The organism is Clostridium novyi NT (assembly GCF_000014125.1).
GTDB classification, from domain to species: Bacteria; Bacillota; Clostridia; order Clostridiales; family Clostridiaceae; genus Clostridium_H; species Clostridium_H novyi.
In genome coordinates this window covers 102,031-119,620 of the sequence record NC_008593.1, presented here as the reverse complement: position 1 = coordinate 119,620, position 17,590 = coordinate 102,031, and the positions used below count along the sequence as shown (strand labels likewise).

Here is a 17,590-nt window from a genome sequence, read left to right as displayed (position 1 = left end):
TGAACAACTTCATGAAACGGTTAAGATTGTGTCAATATGTAATACCTTTGATAACTTAGTTTCTGACTTTAGTGGTTATACAAAAATGGAAGTTTATAAAGCATTAGAATATCTTATTGCTATGAGCCAGACTATTTTTGATAAAAAACTTGTAGATGCTTTTGTTAAAAATATAGCAGCTTACCCTTCTGGCACAATAGTAAAATTAAATACAGGAGATTCAGCAATAGTATTAAAACAAAATGCCTCACTTCCTTTAAGACCTGTAGTTAATATAATTTTTGATAAAAATAATTGTAAACTAGATAATCCTATAACTTTGGACCTTTCTCAAGAAAACACTGTGTTTATCGTGGATACAGTAAATGATATATAATAAATAAAATAAACCATAAGTCCTTAATGTAACTTATGGTTTATTTTCAACCTCTATCTTGCGTTAGCAGGTTCTATATTTATCTTTTTGCCCTTTATTGTATTATTCTTCATTATTCCTAATACTTCTCTAGCATTTTCTCTTGGCACTTCAACAAAAGTAAATTTCTCATATATATCGATTTTACCTATTACTTTTCCTGGTATTCCAGTTTCTCCAGCAATTGCACCAATTACGTCTCTAGCTTGGATTTTATGATTACGTCCTATATTTATAAATAGTCTAACCATTCCAGGTTCTGCACCAGTTTCTCCGATTTCTTCTTGAATTTCTATAACCTCTTCTTTCTTTTCTTCACCTAAAGCCATTTTAAGTAAAGCTGAAGCTATATCTATAGTAGCAAAATCTTCATCAAGTAAGTTTTCTATATAATCTATATATTTTCCTAAATGTCCATCTTCTATAGTATTTTTAACTTTTTCTAAGAAAGTATTAGCTTTAAATTCTTCTACATCATTAGCTGATGGAATTTCCGCACGTTTAATTTTTGTTTTCGTGTATCTTTCTATATCTCTTAGCTTACGCATTGCTTTTCCTGCAACAAAAGTAAATGCTATTCCTGACCTTCCCGCTCTTCCTGTTCTTCCTATTCTGTGAACATAATACTCTTCATCTTGAGGTAAATCGTAGTTAAATACTGCTTCTACATCATCAACATCTATACCTCTTGCCGCTACGTCTGTTGCAACTAAGATTTCAATAGTACCATTTCTAAACTTGCTCATTACACGGTCTCTTTGAGGTTGCTTCATATCACCATGAAGTCCTTCAGCAAAATATCCTCTTGATTGAAGTTCAGATACTACTTCATCAACTCTTTTCTTTGTATTACAGAAGATTACTGATAATTTAGGATTTCTCATATCTATTAATCTTGATAATACTTCGATTTTAAAGTTTTCTTTAACTTCTATATATCTTTGTTCTATATTAGGGACTGTTAATTGTCTATGAACAACTTTTATGAATTCAGCTTTAGTTTGATATTTCTTACTTAATTCAACTATAGCCTTAGGCATTGTAGCCGAGAATAGTATAGTTTGTCTGTTTTCTGGTACAGATTGGATTATTGTTTCTATATCGTCTCTAAATCCCATGTCTAGCATTTCATCTGCTTCATCTAGAACTACCATTTTTATATTGTCAGTTTTTAGAGTTTTACGATTTATATGATCTATAACTCGTCCTGGTGTTCCTATTACTATTTGAACTCCTCTTTTTAGAGCTTTTATTTGACGATCTATTGGTTGCCCTCCATATATAGCAAGGACATTTAATCCTTTTTTATATTTTCCAAGCTTTGTAATTTCTTGAGTTGCTTGTATTGCTAATTCTCTTGTAGGACATAGTACCATGATTTGTAAATTTCTATTATTAAGATCTATAGTATCTAAAGCCGGTATTCCAAAAGCTGCTGTCTTTCCTGTTCCTGTTTGTGCTTGCCCTATTATATCTTTTCCACTTAATATAAAAGGAATTGCCTTTTCTTGAATTGGAGAAGGTTCTTCAAATCCCATATCCGCAATTGCACTTTTTATTTCATCTGATATTGGTAAATTTTCAAACTTAATTTTTTCCATATTAACTTCCTTCCAAATGTTCGTTTTTATTTCATTAACCTAACCATTATATATGTATTATGTTCAATATGCAATAAATTATATTCCTAATTGTTGAAATATAAAATTAATTTGTCGTATTATAAGTTTTTCAGTTTAATAAAATATTTATAATTTTTTTATAAAAAAAAGATTGTTTAAAAGTTTTAAACAATCTTAAGAGATTTTAATTTTATAACACATTATGAGTAAAAGCTACTATTTTATCAATTGGAATGTCTGTAATAGTTCCTAGATTATTACACACCGTTTTATAATCATTTTTCACAGGAAAAGAACATCCATTACCAACCGGACACTCTGGTGCAGAACCGACTCTAGTTATAAGCCTTAAAAAACATCTATTTACACTTAAAACAACTCCAGTAAATCCTAGTCCGCCTCCCCCTCCAGTTGTCACAAATATAGTTACCGTTTGTCCTATGTACTTTGAAAAATGCGACGATAGTTTCATATTTTTGTCTACACTATTTTTTATTTTAACTGTTTTGTCTTTATTCATAATATATCACTTCCTAAAAACTTATAATAATAAACTTATATTTGTAATTTATATTTATGAATTTTTATACTTTTTTATGATATAAAAATTTGACACCAATAAACATTGGTGTCAAATAAAATACTATATTTTTAAATTAGTTGTTCAATGAATTGTGAACAAATGCTACTATTTTGCAAAGAGGAATATCTGAAATTGATCCTACATCTCTTGCATCACAACGTATTACTCCATTTCCATCCATACCATAGTCGTCTCTATCACATTCTCCATAGCCACCATAACCATTATCATATGGTGATTCCATTGAATCTCTATGAGAACAACAATTTCCAAGTGCACATGCTGGCGCTGGTCCTACATGTGTTGTAAGTCTGACATAACATTTATTTACATCTAGTAATATACCTGTAAATCCTCTTCCTGATTGTCCACCACTTTCAGTAAATATAGTTACTGTTTCCCCTATATTTTTACACATATGCTTTGCAAAACTAATATCACACATTAATATCACTCCTTAATAATAATAGATTAAAATAAAATTTGTTTAAGCTTCAATTAAAGAGCGTTATGAACAAATGATACTATTTTGCAGATAGGAATATCTGTTACAGAACCAACAGTGTTTCCATGACAACTAAATCTTTGGTTGTGATGATGATAATTGTTATTATTGTTATCTTTGCCTTCCTTACAGATATCTTCTTCACCATTTCTTGGTCCACCAAATCCAGAACAGCAATTTCCAAGAGCGCATCCTGGTGCTGGGCCTACTTGTGTTGTAAGTCTTACATAACAATTATTAACTGTTAATAATATACCTGTAAATCCTCTTCCTGATTGTCCACCACTTTCAGTAAATATAGTTACTGTTTGTCCAATATACTTACATAAATGAGATACTAAACATAGTTCATCCATTTCTTTTTCCCCTCACTAATTAAATTTTCTAATAGCTATCCTATTTCTCTTCTTTCATTCATCATTTTCTATTCTAATGTAAATTAATAAATCGAAATTTTTGTTAATAACATTGTTACTTGTAGGATAAATAAATCCTTTGGACTAGCTATCCTAATTTCATATTATGTAAATTAATGTATTTTGTTACTTATTCTAAATTTTTTTAAATAAAAATAAGCTATAGCTCCACGCTATAGCTTTTAAACTTATAGTTATATATCCGAATTTACTACTAAATCATCTATTTTACACCTTAAAATACTTGCTAGAACAACTACTTTTCGAAAACTTGGATTCTTCTTATCCCCTCTTTCCAATTCTTCTAAATAGGATTTTGAAATAGAAGTTTCATACTTAGGATTTTTCGTAAGACTTTCTATATCCTTAGCTGTATACCCTAAATTTAATCTAAACTCTCTGATCTTTCTACCATTTAACATTAAAAAGACCCCCCTATAAAGTTATTCCTATTACAATTATACTACTTTTAAATATAAAGAAGTAGCATTTTAATAGCATATATATTTGTTAATTAATAAATACTATTAATATATATTTATCGTATTAGGAGGTATATGCATGACTGTAATAAATAAACTAAATCAAACTATGGCTCTTTTAAAAAGTGCAGAATCTAACTTCTTAACATTTTCATTAGATACTCAAGATCCAAACGCAAAGCAAATGTATACTCAAATAGCTGATAGTTTAAATCAATCAATAAACACATTTCAAAGTAGAATAAATTTTGTTATGAGTGAGGAACCTTCATATCAATCTTCAAAACCTAAAACCCCTGTGCAAGATTTAGAAAATAATTAATTGACTCTATACTTATTTATAATTAATAAAAGCTGTTGATTAAAGATAAAATCAACAGCTTTTATTAATTTATTGTAATTCTATTGGATCATATTTTTTTAAGTAATTTTCTATATTTTGTTTGTCTTCTATACTGCCATATATGGTTAACATACAATATCCTGGCTTTACTGTCTTTATAGGTCTATATAACATTAGTATTGCTACAAAAAATGCAAACAATGTAGCTCCAATTCCACATCCTAAAATTATACTAACGCCAGTTCCTCCAGCAGATACAGAATTAAATATTGGCAATGCTATTTTGCTTCTTGAATGAAATATAGAAATAAACATTCCCAAAAATCCACCTACAATAGTAGCTGTCAGTATATATATACCTTCTTTAAATGTGAATATATGCATATCATAAATTTCTTGTATATAATTTTCCGTAAGTGTTTTACTATTTAAGTTCATTATATTATTGTTCATTAAATCATCTATTGCCTTTTGCATAGTAGCTTTATCCCTAAAATATCTAACTGTCTTATATCCGAAACGTGGGAGGTTTTCTAGTCGTTGCTTCATTTGTTGTTGTAGTTGATTTTCTTTTTCTATTTCATTTTTACGTCTTCTCATATCTTTATTATTGTTAATCATAAATTACACCTCCCCATAATCTAGCCACTTATCTAATTGCCATTGAATACTTGGCATTATTTCATTTTCACTTCCGATTATCCACCCATGATTATATATTTGTCCTTTGGCAGATGTTTTCATAGGCTTTACTGTTTCTAAATATTTAGTTACTTCCTCTGATATTTTATCTTTTTCAACTAATATCATAGGTCCAAACTTCCCTTTGTAACTTAATCCTGCCGCTGCAATTGTACTTTGCCATTCATTTGGATTTGCAAAAATAAAGTTATGTCCTGCTTCCGCTATTCCCCATCCAAAATGTCTAGGATTTTTATTTATCCACCAAGCGGAATTCTTTCCTATATCTCTAAATGATGCAAAGCCCACAGATTGAGAATACACACTGTTTTCTAAAGGAATATTTTGAATGTAGCCTCTCTTTAAAAGTTCATCCTTAACACCTTTTGAAATTAACTTTTCATTACCCATTAGATAAATATATGAACCACCATGTCTTAATCCAAGAGCCTCACTAGTTGGCTTTGGAACATCATTTCTATTTATAAATAATATTGGATCTCCTGAATATGAAGACCAAGCTGTTTCTGCTAATGCAAAATCCGCCATATCAACAGGAACCGTCATTACTATATCCCTGTGATTTCCTTTGATTGTTGCACAATAATCATCAATATTTTTTCCAAGTTCAAATATATCTTTTCCTGTTATATGTCTAAAGTTTAAATTATTTTTATTTAGCTGTTCTTCTATTCCCTCTCCCACATCACCAATTAAAATTATTTTCTTATTTCTATCAACTCTAATGCCCTTTGGATTTAATCTTTTTATCTCATCCATTGTAACATTTGGCACTATGTCTTTATCTATATATAAAATAGGTGCATTTATAGGATCGTGCATAAGTCTTGCTGATAATATTGCTTCTTCTTTTTTATCTCCCCTTACAAGAATAATGCCGTTTGGTCTATCATCATTGACTGTTGCCGGATAATTTAATTGAGATATAGCAACTGCTGTCTCGTAAAAATCCTTTCCGTAAACCCTAGTTGTATTTCTTGTTACAATAGGTTTTTGCACATTAAATTTGTCTTCTTTAAATTTATTAGAATAATGTGGTTTATAAATAAACATAAAGTATATGAAAATAAGAGCTAATATAATTTCTATTATTAAAGCAGTCTTAAACTTTTTATCTAAATTTTCCTTTGTTATCATAGTATCACCCCTTATACAACACCAAGTTCTTTACCGAATTTCACTAAAAGCCAATTAGGTATATATGATATAATTCCACCTATTACTACTGATAGATGCATAAAGCCCCACCAAAGTATATAGTCTTCTTCTGGTATTCTTGGAGCATACACAACACTTAGCCACCACATGCTTAAAGCTATTCCTATAAATATTGAAGTTATAGAAACAACAACTGGTACAAAAGCTTCTTTTTTAGCATGTGTATATGATATATTTTTTATTTCTATAAATAAGTCTGGGACAAAGAAATATACACTTAAAATAAACGAAAGTATATACGAAACTATCATAAGAATTATTATTGGATTTCCCAGAAGGTACATTCCTGATTTTTCTGGGAATATAGCCATTGGTAATCCTATTTTTGTCATAATATATTGTATTGCTATAATAGCTGCCCCACCAAAAGACAAACTCATTACAGTGACAACTAAAACTTGTTTCCACACAGGTCTCATACATATAACTTTATTGTTTACATTCATCCATGGAGAATCTACATAAGATATTATATATATCCATAGTCCTAAAGCTCCAAGTAGTAACACTGTTAGTATCCACATAAGCTTAACTAATGGAGATAATCTTCTCATCCTTAAAGATAGATGTAGGGCAGTCCATATGGCTCCAAGTACAGATATTAAAATAGAAACTATACATAAAGCTTCAATTCCACTTACGCCTCCATGTCCCATCATTTCATAAGAATTAATTCCCTGAGAGTAATCCACTGTACCTTGTATTCCATAATCTAAAATGTTGTTGTTTCCTATTATCCAAACATTATTGTATGGACCTTCTGCACCGCCAACCCAGTAGTTTGGCTTCATTCTCCAAAGGTAATTTTCAGTTATAGGTGATAACCCTTTACTTTCAGTCCATAAAAGTGGTCCTGTTCTTCCCCTAGTTGCTAATTGTGACGCAACAACCGCCATCATGGGATTAGATTTTGAACATAATATGTAATTATGTCCCTCATTATTTCTCTTTCTATCTGATGCCCATCCTACTGAATTCTTTTCATCATTAAATCTTGCAAACTTAACAGCAAATGATTCAGGATTAAAAGCTACAAGTCTGTTTACCTTTACTTTAAATGGTTTTAAAATACCATCTCCATCAAGAGTTTTATCTGCTAATACATAAACATTTTTGATATTTTGACTTTTTAAAATTTCCTTTGATGATTCATATAATTTATTATCTTTATCAGCATAAAGTAACACTCCGCCTTCCTTTGCAATCCATGTAGCAGATGGAATTGATGCTAAGGGATTATCCTCCTTAACTAAAAAGGCATATTTCTCATCATTTAACACATTAGGCATTCCATAAATATATTTTTGAAGCTCATCTGTTGTTTTATATGATAAATATGTAGATTTTAAATTAATATTTTTTAATTGAGTTTTTATATTTTCTATATTCTTTCCAAATACAAATAACTGAGTTCTATTTATATCACCTGCACCCTTAGGTAATGATGCATTTATATAATCATAAGCCTGTTTAGATACACTATTTCCTACATTCATTAAAACCCCATTGTACTTTCTAATCATAGGCATAAGTGCAAGTGCATCTTGCCAATTATCTGATTGTAATAATATTATTGAACCTAAGTTACTTTCTTTAAATCCCGCTGGATATAGAATTTTTGACACTTCAGCTCCTATATCCTCTGAAGTTTCCCCTAGAACTCTTGTTGTATTTGATGTATTTAAATGAACCCTATTATATTGATTTTTATATACTGATGGATAAAGTAATCCTCTCAAAATACTTAAAGGTCCTAGTAATAATATAAAGCACAATATACTAGCCAAAATAACAGATACCTTTTTCATACTTACCCTCCTACATTAAGTAGTCTTACATAACATTAGTCTATATTTAATATGCGCATTTCAATATTTTTTAATGTATAATCCCAAAAGATTTTCACACTTCGAATTTTAATTAATATACTGATATTGTAATTTCATTAAAAGAGGTGACAATATGTATCAAAACTTCATGCCATATATGAATCCAATATATATGTTAAACACTAGAAATGCTATGCAACCAAAATGGGAAATGGACCTAGCAAGAATTTACTTTCAACCTCAACCATTCGTAGGTATATTCCCAGTGGATGAAGCTATGTATAAAGGAACAGTATTTCCTAACCTATATGCAGCTTACCCACCACCAATAGGACAATTTGATAATAGGAGGAAGTAATTATGGATCAATTTTCTTACAATACCCTATCTCGCGAAGATTTAATGAGAAAAATTCAAGAACTAGAATTTGCTACTGTTGATTTAAATTTATTCTTAGATACTCATCCTGACAATGCAGATGCATTAGAAGCATTTAATGAAATATCCCGAAATGCAAATAAACTTAAAAAAATTTATGAAGTTAACTTCGGACCTTTAACTAACTTTGGATATGATCAAAGTAGTTCTCCTTGGGCATGGGTTGATGAACCTTGGCCTTGGGAAAAATCTTCAAAATAATTTAAAGGGGAGATATACTAAATGTGGATATATGAAAAGAAGTTAGAATATCCGGTTAATCTAAAAAGAAAAGATCTTAGAATGGCTAAATTTTTAATAACTCAATTTGGGGGTCCTGATGGAGAACTTTCTGCAGCTCTTAGATACTTAAGTCAAAGATATGCAATGCCCTGCGGCAAAACCAAAGGACTCCTTACTGATATAGGTACAGAAGAATTAGCTCACGTAGAAATAATCTCTGCAATGGTACATCAATTAGTAGATGGTGCAAGCATAGATGAAATTAAAAAAGCAGGCCTTGAAGGATATTATACTCAGCACGGTATTGATGTATTCCCAGTAGATGCAAACGGCGTTCCATTTTCTTCTGCATATTTCCAAGCAATTGGAGATCCTATAGCAAACTTAAACGAAGACCTAGCTGCAGAACAGAAAGCCAAAGTAACATACGAACATCTTATTGCTCTAGCTGATGATCCTGACATTAAAGATATTCTTAAATTTTTATGGGCAAGAGAAATTGTACACTATCAACGTTTTGGTGAAGCTCTTGAAAGTGTTCAAGACTCTATGGATAGAAAAAAGATTTATTAATAAAAAACCTGTTGCAAAAATGCAACAGGTTTTTTCCTCATTTTACTATATGTTCTAAAGTTTTATTATATACTATTACTATAAAGTTTTTTATTATCCCTTAAAATTTCAGTAAATCCTTCTCCAGATACAGGCTTACTAAAATAATATCCTTGTATTGTATCACATTTTCTAACTTTTAAAAACTTTATATGATCTAATGTTTCAGTTCCCTCTGCTACCACATTCAAATGTAAACTTTTAGCAAGCTCAATAATTATATTTGCAATGGCACCATTATCTTCTTTAGGTATACCCATAATAAAAGATCTATCTATCTTTAATCTATCAATAGGAAATTCTTTAAGATAACTCAAAGAAGAATACCCTGTTCCAAAATCATCTATAGCAATTTTTACTCCTATCTCTTTAAGATCATTTAAAGTTTGTATTGCCTTATCAGTATTCACCATAAGAATTCCTTCAGTTATCTCAACCTCTAAAAATTTTGGATCTAATCCAGAAGTTTTTAGTGCATCTACTATTACATCTACCAAATCTTCCTTTTCAAATTGAAGTGCAGATAAATTTACGGAAACAACTAACTCTTCAAATCCACTATCATGCCATATTTTATTTTGTCTACAAGCCTCTCGTATTACCCATTCTCCCATAGGTATAATTAATCCTGTTTTCTCTGCAAGTGGTATAAACTTATCAGGATATACTAGTCCAAGCTTAGGATGATTCCACCTTATTAAAGCCTCCACTCCCATAACACTTCCTGATTCAAGACTTACCTGTGGTTGATAATGTAATACAAATTGATTGTTTTCTACAGCGTGCTTTAAAAGCGCAATCATTTCTATTCTCTTATAAGCATTTTTACTAATATCTTTAGAATATATTTTATAATCATTCTTACCATTTTTCTTAACAAAATTTTGAGCTGATGTAGCATTCATAATCAACTCATTTGCATTAAGTGCATCCAAAGGATAAATGCTAATCCCTATACTAGCAGTTACAAAAACTTCTTGATCATTTATAACAAATGCTTTACAGAACAACTGTTGAATATGATTAATCCTATTCTCTATATCCTTAATGTCTTCACACTCAGTTAAAATTATTCCAAATTCATCTCCAGTTATTCTCGCTAAAAAGCACTTTTTATCTAATGTTTTTAATCTTCTTGTCACATCTCTTAATAACCTATCACCAGATAAATGTCCCATGGCCTCATTTATAAATTTAAAATCATCTAATCCTAAAGTGACAACCCCTACTAATTTTCCTGTTCCCTCTAATCTAATTATCTCATCTTTTAAATTCTTAACAAACAGTTCCTTTTGTGGCAATTGTGTAAGTATATCATATTTTTTAAGATAATTTATATCTCTTTCACTCTCTTTAAGTTTTGTTACATCCTCAAATATTACAATATAATATGTTTGTAGATCTCTTTGACTGATTATGCTTTTCCCTAAAATAGATAGAGAATACATCCTACCGGATTTAGATCTATATTCTAATTCACCAGTCCAAATTTTATTTTGTTTAATATTCATAACTATATTTTTATAGAACTCTACTTTTATCTTATTTATATTATATATTCTCTCATTTATAACTTCCTCTACATTTCTCTCACAAATCTTCAAAAGCGTATAATTAGCATATAATACCGTTAAACTTTCATCTAATATCATTATTCCTTCTTTAGAGCTGTCTATAATTTCAGAAAATATAGAATATTCAAGCGGGCAATCATTTCTTTTATATGAACTGGATACATCATGAGAATTCTGCAAAATAGATTTATTGTCCGAATTATTAACTTGCTGATTATCTTTTCTCATAACTCACCTCCATAATTTTACCAAAACTCCTAACATTTTGTCGAATTTATATATAATTATATCATGTTTTTACGATTTTTACTTATAATTTCCTTAAATTGCTTTATAATGTATGTAAAATTTATAAAAAAGCCTCTAAATGATTTCTTATTTCATCTAAAGGCTCCCTTAATGACTATATATTTAATATTCGTGCTATGTTTTCAGAAGTTTTTTGTATATTTTTACTCCCACTTCTTAGTGCTTCATCCAAATTAGTAACTCCTTGAAGTATTCCAACAATAGAATTTATTCCATGCTTATATAATTCTTCTACACCATCACCGATTCTTCCTGCAAAAGCAATGGTAGGAATGTTATATTTTTTAGCTACCGTAGATACTCCAAAAGGAGTTTTTCCAAATACTGTTTGAGAGTCTACACTTCCTTCTCCTGTAAACACATAATCAGCACCCTTTATCTTTTCTTCAAGCTTAGTATACTTTATTACAAGTTCTACTCCCTTTCTTAAATCAGCATCTAAAAATGCCATAAGTCCTGCTCCAAGTCCACCGGCTGCTCCTGCTCCTGGTACATTTTCAACATCACAACCTAATTGCTCTTTTATAACTTTTGCATAATTTTTTAATGAATTATCAAGATCTTTTACCATATCTTCCGTAGCACCCTTTTGTGGTCCAAATATATAAGAGGCTCCATTTTCTCCCGTTAGTGGATTATTAACATCACATGCAACTTCAATATTTACATCTTTTACTCTTTCATCAAAGTTAGATAGGTCAATTTTTTCAAGCTTTTCAAGGGCACCACCACCAAATGCTAGTTCATCTCCGTACTTATCGTAAAACTTAGCTCCTAGTGCTTCGAGCATTCCTGCACCACCATCATTAGTGGCACTTCCCCCTATCCCTATAAGTATATTTTTAACTCCTCTATTTAATGCGGATTTTATTAATTCACCAGTTCCATAAGTTGTTGTATATAATGGATTTCTTTTTTCTTTTTTTACAAGATGAATTCCACTTGCACTTGCCATTTCAATTACAGCCGTCTTTCCATCTCCTAAAATTCCATAAACAGCCTTTACTTTATTACAATCAGGTCCTGTTACTTCTACCTCAATGATTTCTCCATCCGTTGCATCTACTAAAGATTGAACAGTTCCTTCTCCACCATCTGCCATAGGAACTTTTATACACTCAGCATCAGGTATAGCTTTTTTTATTCCTCTTTCCATAGCTTCTGCTGCTTCTTTTGCTGTCATACTTTCTTTAAAAGAATCTGGCGCTAAAACAAATTTCATATTATTTATCCCTTCCTTTAGTGTTCTATTTATATTAACCACCTATAGATTTTTTTAAAAATTGCCTGAGGATTTATTAATCTTCAGGCAATTTATTTAAGTTAATTACATTATGATTCCAAATATTATTGTTGATATTATTGTCATTGTTAATCCTATTAATGATTCATATGGTATAAGTTTTAATCTTTCTTTCATATCCATATAAACACTACCACCAGTTGAGTGGAAGAAACTTCCGTGTGGTAAATGATCTAATACAGTTGCTCCTGAATGAATCATAGCCGCTCCAGCTAATGGTTTTATTCCAAGTTGTAATATTGTCTCTCCAAATACTTGACTTGCAACAGCAGTTCCAGAAGTTGTGGATGCAGTTGCACCACCCATTAATATACCTGCTATTGGTGCAAGTAAAAATGCTGGAAGACCTAAAGAACTAATTCCATGTATGATTACATCTTTTAATGCTGAATTTGATATTATTCCTGCAATTGTTCCTGTTCCTAGTAATAAGATTGCAACTCCACTCATTTTAGCAAGACCTGATGAAGCATATTTATTTATGTTTTTAATTTTTCCCATGCACAATGCACCTATTACTCCCCCAACAGGTAATGCAATGAGAGGATCAACACTTATATTACATATTGGTCTTAAAGCCAATAGTATAATAGCTACAAGTGGTCCTACAATTGCACCAAGAAAACTAGGCTTTTCTTCGGTATTTTCTTCAATTTCATGATCTTTTACATAAGATCCTTTGTTAGATAATTTTTTAGCTACTATGCATGTAACTACAACACCAACTATTGCAGGTATAATTCCTGCGCCCATAACAGATGTTAACGGTATCTTAAAAGCATCTGAAGCTGCAATAGCATTTGGATTAGGTGACATAATATTTCCGGCCTTTCCTCCACCTATCATAGCAATAAGTATTGATGTTTTAGTTAAATTTGCTCTTTTGGCAATTGCAAGTGCAATTGGCGCTACTGTTATAACTGATACGTCTACAAATACTCCTACTGCTGTTAACACTAAAGTTGCTAATGCTAGTGCAATAAGAGAATTAGATTCTCCTAGTTTGTCCACTATACTCTCAGCTATCTTAGCAGCTGCACCTGATTCAATAAGCACTCCAGCTAAAACTCCTGCTGTTAATATTCTTAGTATAGCAGGCATTATTCCTTTGGCACCGCCTATCATCAAGGTAACGGTTCCAGCAAGTCCAGCACCACCTATAAGACCTCCTACAATTGCTCCTAGTATAAGTCCATAAGCAGGGTGAACTTTTCTTATGATTAATACAATTGATAAAACCAATCCTACAATTGCTCCTAAAGCAGTAACTTGCATAATCATTCCCCCATTCATGATATTTTGTATAGGGTTATTATACTTCCTTTAATTTATAAATACATTGTCTTATTGTCCAATTTTTTCATATTATATATTGTTCAAATGCACAATATACTATTTTAGTTTATATAAAACACAAGCCACTAAAAGTTCCAATAAATCCATAATATCTTTTGGGTTCTTTCCTGTAATATCATATATTTTTTTCAATCTATAATTTAAACTATTTCTGTGGATATGAAGCTTTTCCGAAACATTCTTAACATCACAATTAAACACTATATATGTTATTAAAGTATCTATTAATTCAAATTTATTTATTTCTGTAATCTTATCCACTAATGTTTCAATACTTTTTTCTTTAATGTTATTTGATATAACATCAAAAAACTTTACATCACTATACTTGCATAAACTATATCCTAATGCTAATTTATCATTTATTTCTATAGCTCTTGATGCTTGTTCCACTGACTTAGTCATTATTTTTTCATGTAATCCAATTCCGATTTTTACTTTTTCATTTAGCTGATAATATATATTGCTAACTCTTTTATATATTTTATTGTCATACTTCATAAAAATAAGAACATCTTCCGCATCAAATCTTATTACATACTCACAATCATATATATATTTTTTTATTGTATTTACTATGTTTTTCTTATCCTCACCTTTTATAACAACTGCAACCCTATCTATATTTAGATTTATTCCAAGGACATCTGCTCTTTGAAAGAAGCTCTCATCATATTCATTATTTAAATATGACCATTGATATAAAAACTCTTCCTCTATTTGTTCTCGTACTCTTCTTTCGTTAAATATATACTCCTGTTTTATTAATAACTCTGAAGTTGCCTTCACAATGGCTGCAAAAGAAATAACTTCTTTAGGATCTCCACTAATGCCTATAACCCCCATTAGTGTATCATTAAAGTGAATGGGCATATTCACTCCTGGTTTTGCTCCCACACCATCCTTATATATTAAATTAAGCTTGTTTCTAGAAATCGCATCTACTGCACCTTCGTGTAATTGTCCTATTCTCTTCTTGTCACCACTTCCAATAATAACGCCTTCATTATTCATTATATTTACGTTGTAAGGAATAACATTCATCATTCTATCCACTATACTTTGAGCCATTTGCTCTGTAAGTTTTATCACAAATCTTCCCCCTTACCTCACAAAAGTTGCCACAATCTTTAATTTCCTTATTTTTTATCTTCTAATATCTTCTTTATTATGTCATTCTCTATAAGTTCACTTTTGCTAAACCCTTTTCTAAAGTATCTTATTTGCTTATACTTTATTCCTGCCATTTCAAAATCTAAAATATCAATTCTATCTCCCTTGTAAATTACAGGTTCTTTTTGTCCTTTTAAGTACACTCTTAATTCCATTTATTTAACCACATTCCTTTTTTCATTATTTAAAAAAGCATTTATATTCAGCTTAATTTCTTTGACTAATTTTTTTCTAGCTTCAACACTTGCCCATGCAATATGAGGCGTTATAAGAAGTTTTTCTTTACTTTTAATCTTTAAAAGTGGATTATCCTCACCTATTGGCTCACTTTCCATAACATCCAGTGCTGCAGCCCCAATCACTTCTTTGTCTAATGCCTCTGCAAGAGCTTTTTCATCAATTATTTTACCCCTACCAACGTTAATTAATATAGCTGACTTTTTCATTTGTTTTAGTTGCTCCATTGATATAAGATTTTCTGTCTCCTTATTTAATGGACAATGTATAGATACTATATCGCTCTCTTTTAATAGTTCCTCTAAAGTCTTTCTTTTATATGACGAGTTGTTATTTTTACCAGAAGTTGAATAATAGATTACATTACACCCAAAGCTTTGTGCTATCTTAGCTACATTCCTTCCTATTTCCCCAAGTCCTATTATGCCCCATGTCTTGCCTGAGATTTCCCAAAACGGTTTCATAAAGTGAGTAAATGTATCCTCTTTTGAATACTGTCCAGATTTAGTGTATTCATCATAATATCTTAGATTTTGAAGCAAATAAAATAAGCATGAGAATGTATGTTGCACAACGCTACTCGTAGAGTATCCTGCAACATTTGTAACCACAATTCCTCTTTTATTTGTATAATTTAAATCTACATTGTTAGTACCAGTTGCACAAATACAAATAAGCTTTAGTTTATGTGCTTCTTTTAGATTATCCTCATTTAAAAGAATTTTATTTGCTATTATAATATCTTTATCTTTTATTCTCTCTAACACTTCACTAGATTTAGTAATATCATAAATCTCCACTTCACCAAATTCATTAAAAATTCTTAAATCAATATCTTTCCCCAATGTTTTAGCATCTAATATAGCTATCTTTAACATATTAACCCGCCCCTTATGAATATTTTACTTAAATACATTTTACTATATTACACTATAATATAATAAGATATATTTAAATAAAAGCCTTATTCAATGCAAATTATTGAATAAGGCTTTTAGATCGTACTTTAAAATTCATATATTAGTTTATATAGTATTTTTCATTTCCATGAATCCATTTATTTATTTGTTTTTCATATTGAACAGAACCATCGGCAATAACTTTTATACCCTTTACCTTCCAATCATCTGAAACTGGAGTAAAGTTTGCTTTTCTAATCCACATACGATTTATATCACTAAACTTAATACTTGGTTTTTTTATTTTTAATATATACGTATCTTCTTGGTTAGCTTCAAAATCATTTCCTGGATTGTCTAATGTCCATTCTTGAACAGTTCCATCTTTTCTTTCTATTCCAAAATAAACATAATCATCAGTACCTGCTGCTATTTCATTTGCAGTCTTTATAACCACCATTAAACCATTAATTTTATGATTTTCTGTTGGTAATAAATCTTTAGATACATCATATAAAAATCTATATATACATCCTGCTGTTCCCATTTGTGCATTCTTTAAAGCGTGACTTGCTGAATAATCCCAATCTTCATTTGTATGTTTCATAGTAGAATGACTGTAATATAAGTTTTTAGCTTGTTTTGCCCAACCTTTACAATACTCTTTTGACCAGGAATCAAAATTACTATTTTTTAATGCATCAGCATAAAAGCCTTCATTTGTTTTAATACCTGTTGTATTAATTCTATATTGGTCTTTTCTTTTTTCTGCAAATCCTTCATATTTAGTGTGTCCTATACTATCTACTGCTGTTACATTTGCTGCATGATATGGAGTATTTAAATCTCCAAAGTAATGCATAGCTTGTCCGAAATACCATGTTGCCTTTTCATAATTTCCTTTTTCCCATTCATTTCTAGCTAATGCTGTAAACTTTCTTACTTGTGATTCAGCTGTATCTTTTATTGAATATGAAAGATACCACAAATTATCCTTTGAAAAATTATGATCTGTATCGGGGTCCCAAAAATGATCTTGGAATAGCTTGTACGCATTCGGATCATAATCAGGATAAGTAGATCCTAACTGAAATTTATGCATATTATCTTGTAGTATTTTAAAGTTCTGCTTTACAATTTCAGGTTCATCCTTTGACATATCATTTTCTAGCACTTTAACTGCTTGTGTTACAATCATGGAATGAGTTCCTGTACCATCTTTTTTACCATCCCATCCATACGCTTTACTTGATGCTCCTAAACATGTGATTGAAATTACAAAAGCACAACATAAACCTTTTAAAAATTTTTTCTTCATATATTACTCCCCCTCTCATTTATAGTATACAAAA

The 17,590-nt window shown here is 30.3% G+C and carries 20 protein-coding genes; 5 read left to right on the top strand and 15 right to left on the bottom strand.

All coding sequences use genetic code 11. The annotated features are described in order from the left end of the window. The first annotated feature begins 28 nt into the window (after positions 1 to 28). On the top strand, positions 29 to 376 hold the full coding sequence (locus tag NT01CX_RS12380) for a hypothetical protein (protein WP_011721116.1): 348 nt from the start codon (positions 29 to 31) through the stop codon (positions 374 to 376). A gap of 53 nt (positions 377 to 429) precedes the next feature. Here NT01CX_RS12380 and NT01CX_RS00655 read toward each other — a convergent pair whose 3' ends face one another. The 5 genes from NT01CX_RS00655 to NT01CX_RS00635 form a co-directional block, all read right to left on the bottom strand. After that, positions 430 to 2,016, bottom strand: coding sequence for a DEAD/DEAH box helicase (locus NT01CX_RS00655; protein ID WP_011721115.1), 1,587 nt, complete (start codon positions 2,014 to 2,016; stop codon positions 430 to 432). 211 nt (positions 2,017 to 2,227) lie between these two features. Further along, positions 2,228 to 2,557 carry a hypothetical protein gene (locus tag NT01CX_RS00650; protein WP_011721114.1) on the bottom strand — a complete coding sequence of 110 codons (330 nt, stop codon included), beginning with the start codon at positions 2,555 to 2,557 and terminating at the stop codon, positions 2,228 to 2,230. 136 nt (positions 2,558 to 2,693) lie between these two features. Next, positions 2,694 to 3,065, bottom strand: a complete 372-nt coding sequence (locus NT01CX_RS00645; RefSeq protein ID WP_011721113.1) for a hypothetical protein — start codon at positions 3,063 to 3,065, stop codon at positions 2,694 to 2,696. Positions 3,066 to 3,118: 53 nt separating this feature from the next. Then, a complete protein-coding gene (locus NT01CX_RS00640; RefSeq protein ID WP_011721112.1) occupies positions 3,119 to 3,481 on the bottom strand; it encodes a hypothetical protein in 363 nt (120 codons plus the stop codon). Between the two features lie 254 nt (positions 3,482 to 3,735). Further along, positions 3,736 to 3,963 (bottom strand): helix-turn-helix domain-containing protein, encoded by a 228-nt coding sequence (locus tag NT01CX_RS00635; RefSeq protein ID WP_011721111.1) that lies wholly within the window; start codon positions 3,961 to 3,963, stop codon positions 3,736 to 3,738. A 139-nt stretch (positions 3,964 to 4,102) separates the two neighbouring features. Here NT01CX_RS00635 and NT01CX_RS00630 point away from each other — a divergent pair, with 139 nt between their 5' ends. After that, positions 4,103 to 4,345 (top strand): DUF1657 domain-containing protein, encoded by a 243-nt coding sequence (locus NT01CX_RS00630; protein WP_011721110.1) that lies wholly within the window; start codon positions 4,103 to 4,105, stop codon positions 4,343 to 4,345. A 69-nt stretch (positions 4,346 to 4,414) separates the two neighbouring features. On the opposite strand, the gene NT01CX_RS00625 is transcribed toward NT01CX_RS00630, so the two are convergent. From NT01CX_RS00625 to NT01CX_RS00615, 3 genes are read right to left on the bottom strand one after another with little or no spacing between them, the layout of a single operon-like run. Next, the gene (locus NT01CX_RS00625) at positions 4,415 to 4,987 is read right to left on the bottom strand and encodes a hypothetical protein (protein WP_011721109.1); all 573 of its coding nucleotides are present in this window, start codon (positions 4,985 to 4,987) and stop codon (positions 4,415 to 4,417) included. Between the two features lie 3 nt (positions 4,988 to 4,990). Continuing rightward, positions 4,991 to 6,205 carry a cell wall-binding repeat-containing protein gene (locus NT01CX_RS00620; RefSeq protein WP_011721108.1) on the bottom strand — a complete coding sequence of 405 codons (1,215 nt, stop codon included), beginning with the start codon at positions 6,203 to 6,205 and terminating at the stop codon, positions 4,991 to 4,993. Positions 6,206 to 6,216: 11 nt separating this feature from the next. Further along, a complete protein-coding gene (locus NT01CX_RS00615; protein WP_011721107.1) occupies positions 6,217 to 8,094 on the bottom strand; it encodes a DUF4396 domain-containing protein in 1,878 nt (625 codons plus the stop codon). A 154-nt stretch (positions 8,095 to 8,248) separates the two neighbouring features. On the opposite strand from NT01CX_RS00615, the gene NT01CX_RS00610 reads away from it, so the two are divergent. From NT01CX_RS00610 to NT01CX_RS00600, 3 genes are read left to right on the top strand one after another with little or no spacing between them, the layout of a single operon-like run. After that, positions 8,249 to 8,473 carry a spore coat associated protein CotJA gene (locus tag NT01CX_RS00610; protein WP_011721106.1) on the top strand — a complete coding sequence of 75 codons (225 nt, stop codon included), beginning with the start codon at positions 8,249 to 8,251 and terminating at the stop codon, positions 8,471 to 8,473. A gap of 2 nt (positions 8,474 to 8,475) precedes the next feature. Continuing rightward, on the top strand, positions 8,476 to 8,754 hold the full coding sequence (locus NT01CX_RS00605) for a spore coat protein CotJB (RefSeq protein WP_011721105.1): 279 nt from the start codon (positions 8,476 to 8,478) through the stop codon (positions 8,752 to 8,754). 21 nt (positions 8,755 to 8,775) lie between these two features. Beyond that, the gene (locus tag NT01CX_RS00600) at positions 8,776 to 9,348 is read left to right on the top strand and encodes a manganese catalase family protein (protein WP_011721104.1); all 573 of its coding nucleotides are present in this window, start codon (positions 8,776 to 8,778) and stop codon (positions 9,346 to 9,348) included. A gap of 65 nt (positions 9,349 to 9,413) precedes the next feature. On the opposite strand, the gene NT01CX_RS00595 is transcribed toward NT01CX_RS00600, so the two are convergent. From NT01CX_RS00595 to NT01CX_RS00565, 7 genes are all read right to left on the bottom strand, one after another. Beyond that, on the bottom strand, positions 9,414 to 11,189 hold the full coding sequence (locus NT01CX_RS00595; protein WP_011721103.1) for a sensor domain-containing protein: 1,776 nt from the start codon (positions 11,187 to 11,189) through the stop codon (positions 9,414 to 9,416). A 175-nt stretch (positions 11,190 to 11,364) separates the two neighbouring features. Beyond that, positions 11,365 to 12,492 (bottom strand): glycerate kinase family protein, encoded by a 1,128-nt coding sequence (locus NT01CX_RS00590; RefSeq protein ID WP_011721102.1) that lies wholly within the window; start codon positions 12,490 to 12,492, stop codon positions 11,365 to 11,367. Between the two features lie 105 nt (positions 12,493 to 12,597). Next, positions 12,598 to 13,854, bottom strand: a complete 1,257-nt coding sequence (locus NT01CX_RS00585; protein ID WP_039225766.1) for a GntP family permease — start codon at positions 13,852 to 13,854, stop codon at positions 12,598 to 12,600. A 111-nt stretch (positions 13,855 to 13,965) separates the two neighbouring features. Continuing rightward, on the bottom strand, positions 13,966 to 15,021 hold the full coding sequence (locus NT01CX_RS00580) for a CdaR family transcriptional regulator (RefSeq protein ID WP_011721100.1): 1,056 nt from the start codon (positions 15,019 to 15,021) through the stop codon (positions 13,966 to 13,968). A gap of 47 nt (positions 15,022 to 15,068) precedes the next feature. Further along, on the bottom strand, positions 15,069 to 15,257 hold the full coding sequence (locus tag NT01CX_RS00575) for a hypothetical protein (protein WP_011721099.1): 189 nt from the start codon (positions 15,255 to 15,257) through the stop codon (positions 15,069 to 15,071). Beyond that, a complete protein-coding gene (locus tag NT01CX_RS00570) occupies positions 15,258 to 16,217 on the bottom strand; it encodes a D-2-hydroxyacid dehydrogenase (RefSeq protein WP_011721098.1) in 960 nt (319 codons plus the stop codon). A 142-nt stretch (positions 16,218 to 16,359) separates the two neighbouring features. Continuing rightward, the gene (locus NT01CX_RS00565) at positions 16,360 to 17,556 is read right to left on the bottom strand and encodes a phospholipase C (RefSeq protein ID WP_011721097.1); all 1,197 of its coding nucleotides are present in this window, start codon (positions 17,554 to 17,556) and stop codon (positions 16,360 to 16,362) included. Between the last annotated feature and the right edge of the window lie 34 nt (positions 17,557 to 17,590).

What these genes read in the sequence shown, in the direction of transcription:
- NT01CX_RS00615 (WP_011721107.1), bottom strand. Translation starts at nt 8,094, where the DNA reads ATGAAAAAGGTATCTGTTATTTTGGCTAGTATATTGTGCTTTATATTA.
- NT01CX_RS00605 (WP_011721105.1), top strand. Translation starts at nt 8,476, where the DNA reads ATGGATCAATTTTCTTACAATACCCTATCTCGCGAAGATTTAATGAGA.
- NT01CX_RS00600 (WP_011721104.1), top strand. Translation starts at nt 8,776, where the DNA reads ATGTGGATATATGAAAAGAAGTTAGAATATCCGGTTAATCTAAAAAGA.
- NT01CX_RS00620 (WP_011721108.1), bottom strand. Translation starts at nt 6,205, where the DNA reads ATGATAACAAAGGAAAATTTAGATAAAAAGTTTAAGACTGCTTTAATA.
- NT01CX_RS00595 (WP_011721103.1), bottom strand. Translation starts at nt 11,189, where the DNA reads ATGAGAAAAGATAATCAGCAAGTTAATAATTCGGACAATAAATCTATT.
- NT01CX_RS00655 (WP_011721115.1), bottom strand. Translation starts at nt 2,016, where the DNA reads ATGGAAAAAATTAAGTTTGAAAATTTACCAATATCAGATGAAATAAAA.
- NT01CX_RS00585 (WP_039225766.1), bottom strand. Translation starts at nt 13,854, where the DNA reads ATGATTATGCAAGTTACTGCTTTAGGAGCAATTGTAGGATTGGTTTTA.
- NT01CX_RS00645 (WP_011721113.1), bottom strand. Translation starts at nt 3,065, where the DNA reads ATGTGTGATATTAGTTTTGCAAAGCATATGTGTAAAAATATAGGGGAA.
- NT01CX_RS00575 (WP_011721099.1), bottom strand. Translation starts at nt 15,257, where the DNA reads ATGGAATTAAGAGTGTACTTAAAAGGACAAAAAGAACCTGTAATTTAC.
- NT01CX_RS00610 (WP_011721106.1), top strand. Translation starts at nt 8,249, where the DNA reads ATGTATCAAAACTTCATGCCATATATGAATCCAATATATATGTTAAAC.
- NT01CX_RS00625 (WP_011721109.1), bottom strand. Translation starts at nt 4,987, where the DNA reads ATGATTAACAATAATAAAGATATGAGAAGACGTAAAAATGAAATAGAA.
- NT01CX_RS00635 (WP_011721111.1), bottom strand. Translation starts at nt 3,963, where the DNA reads ATGTTAAATGGTAGAAAGATCAGAGAGTTTAGATTAAATTTAGGGTAT.
- NT01CX_RS00565 (WP_011721097.1), bottom strand. Translation starts at nt 17,556, where the DNA reads ATGAAGAAAAAATTTTTAAAAGGTTTATGTTGTGCTTTTGTAATTTCA.
- NT01CX_RS00630 (WP_011721110.1), top strand. Translation starts at nt 4,103, where the DNA reads ATGACTGTAATAAATAAACTAAATCAAACTATGGCTCTTTTAAAAAGT.
- NT01CX_RS00570 (WP_011721098.1), bottom strand. Translation starts at nt 16,217, where the DNA reads ATGTTAAAGATAGCTATATTAGATGCTAAAACATTGGGGAAAGATATT.
- NT01CX_RS00650 (WP_011721114.1), bottom strand. Translation starts at nt 2,557, where the DNA reads ATGAATAAAGACAAAACAGTTAAAATAAAAAATAGTGTAGACAAAAAT.
- NT01CX_RS00640 (WP_011721112.1), bottom strand. Translation starts at nt 3,481, where the DNA reads ATGGATGAACTATGTTTAGTATCTCATTTATGTAAGTATATTGGACAA.
- NT01CX_RS00590 (WP_011721102.1), bottom strand. Translation starts at nt 12,492, where the DNA reads ATGAAATTTGTTTTAGCGCCAGATTCTTTTAAAGAAAGTATGACAGCA.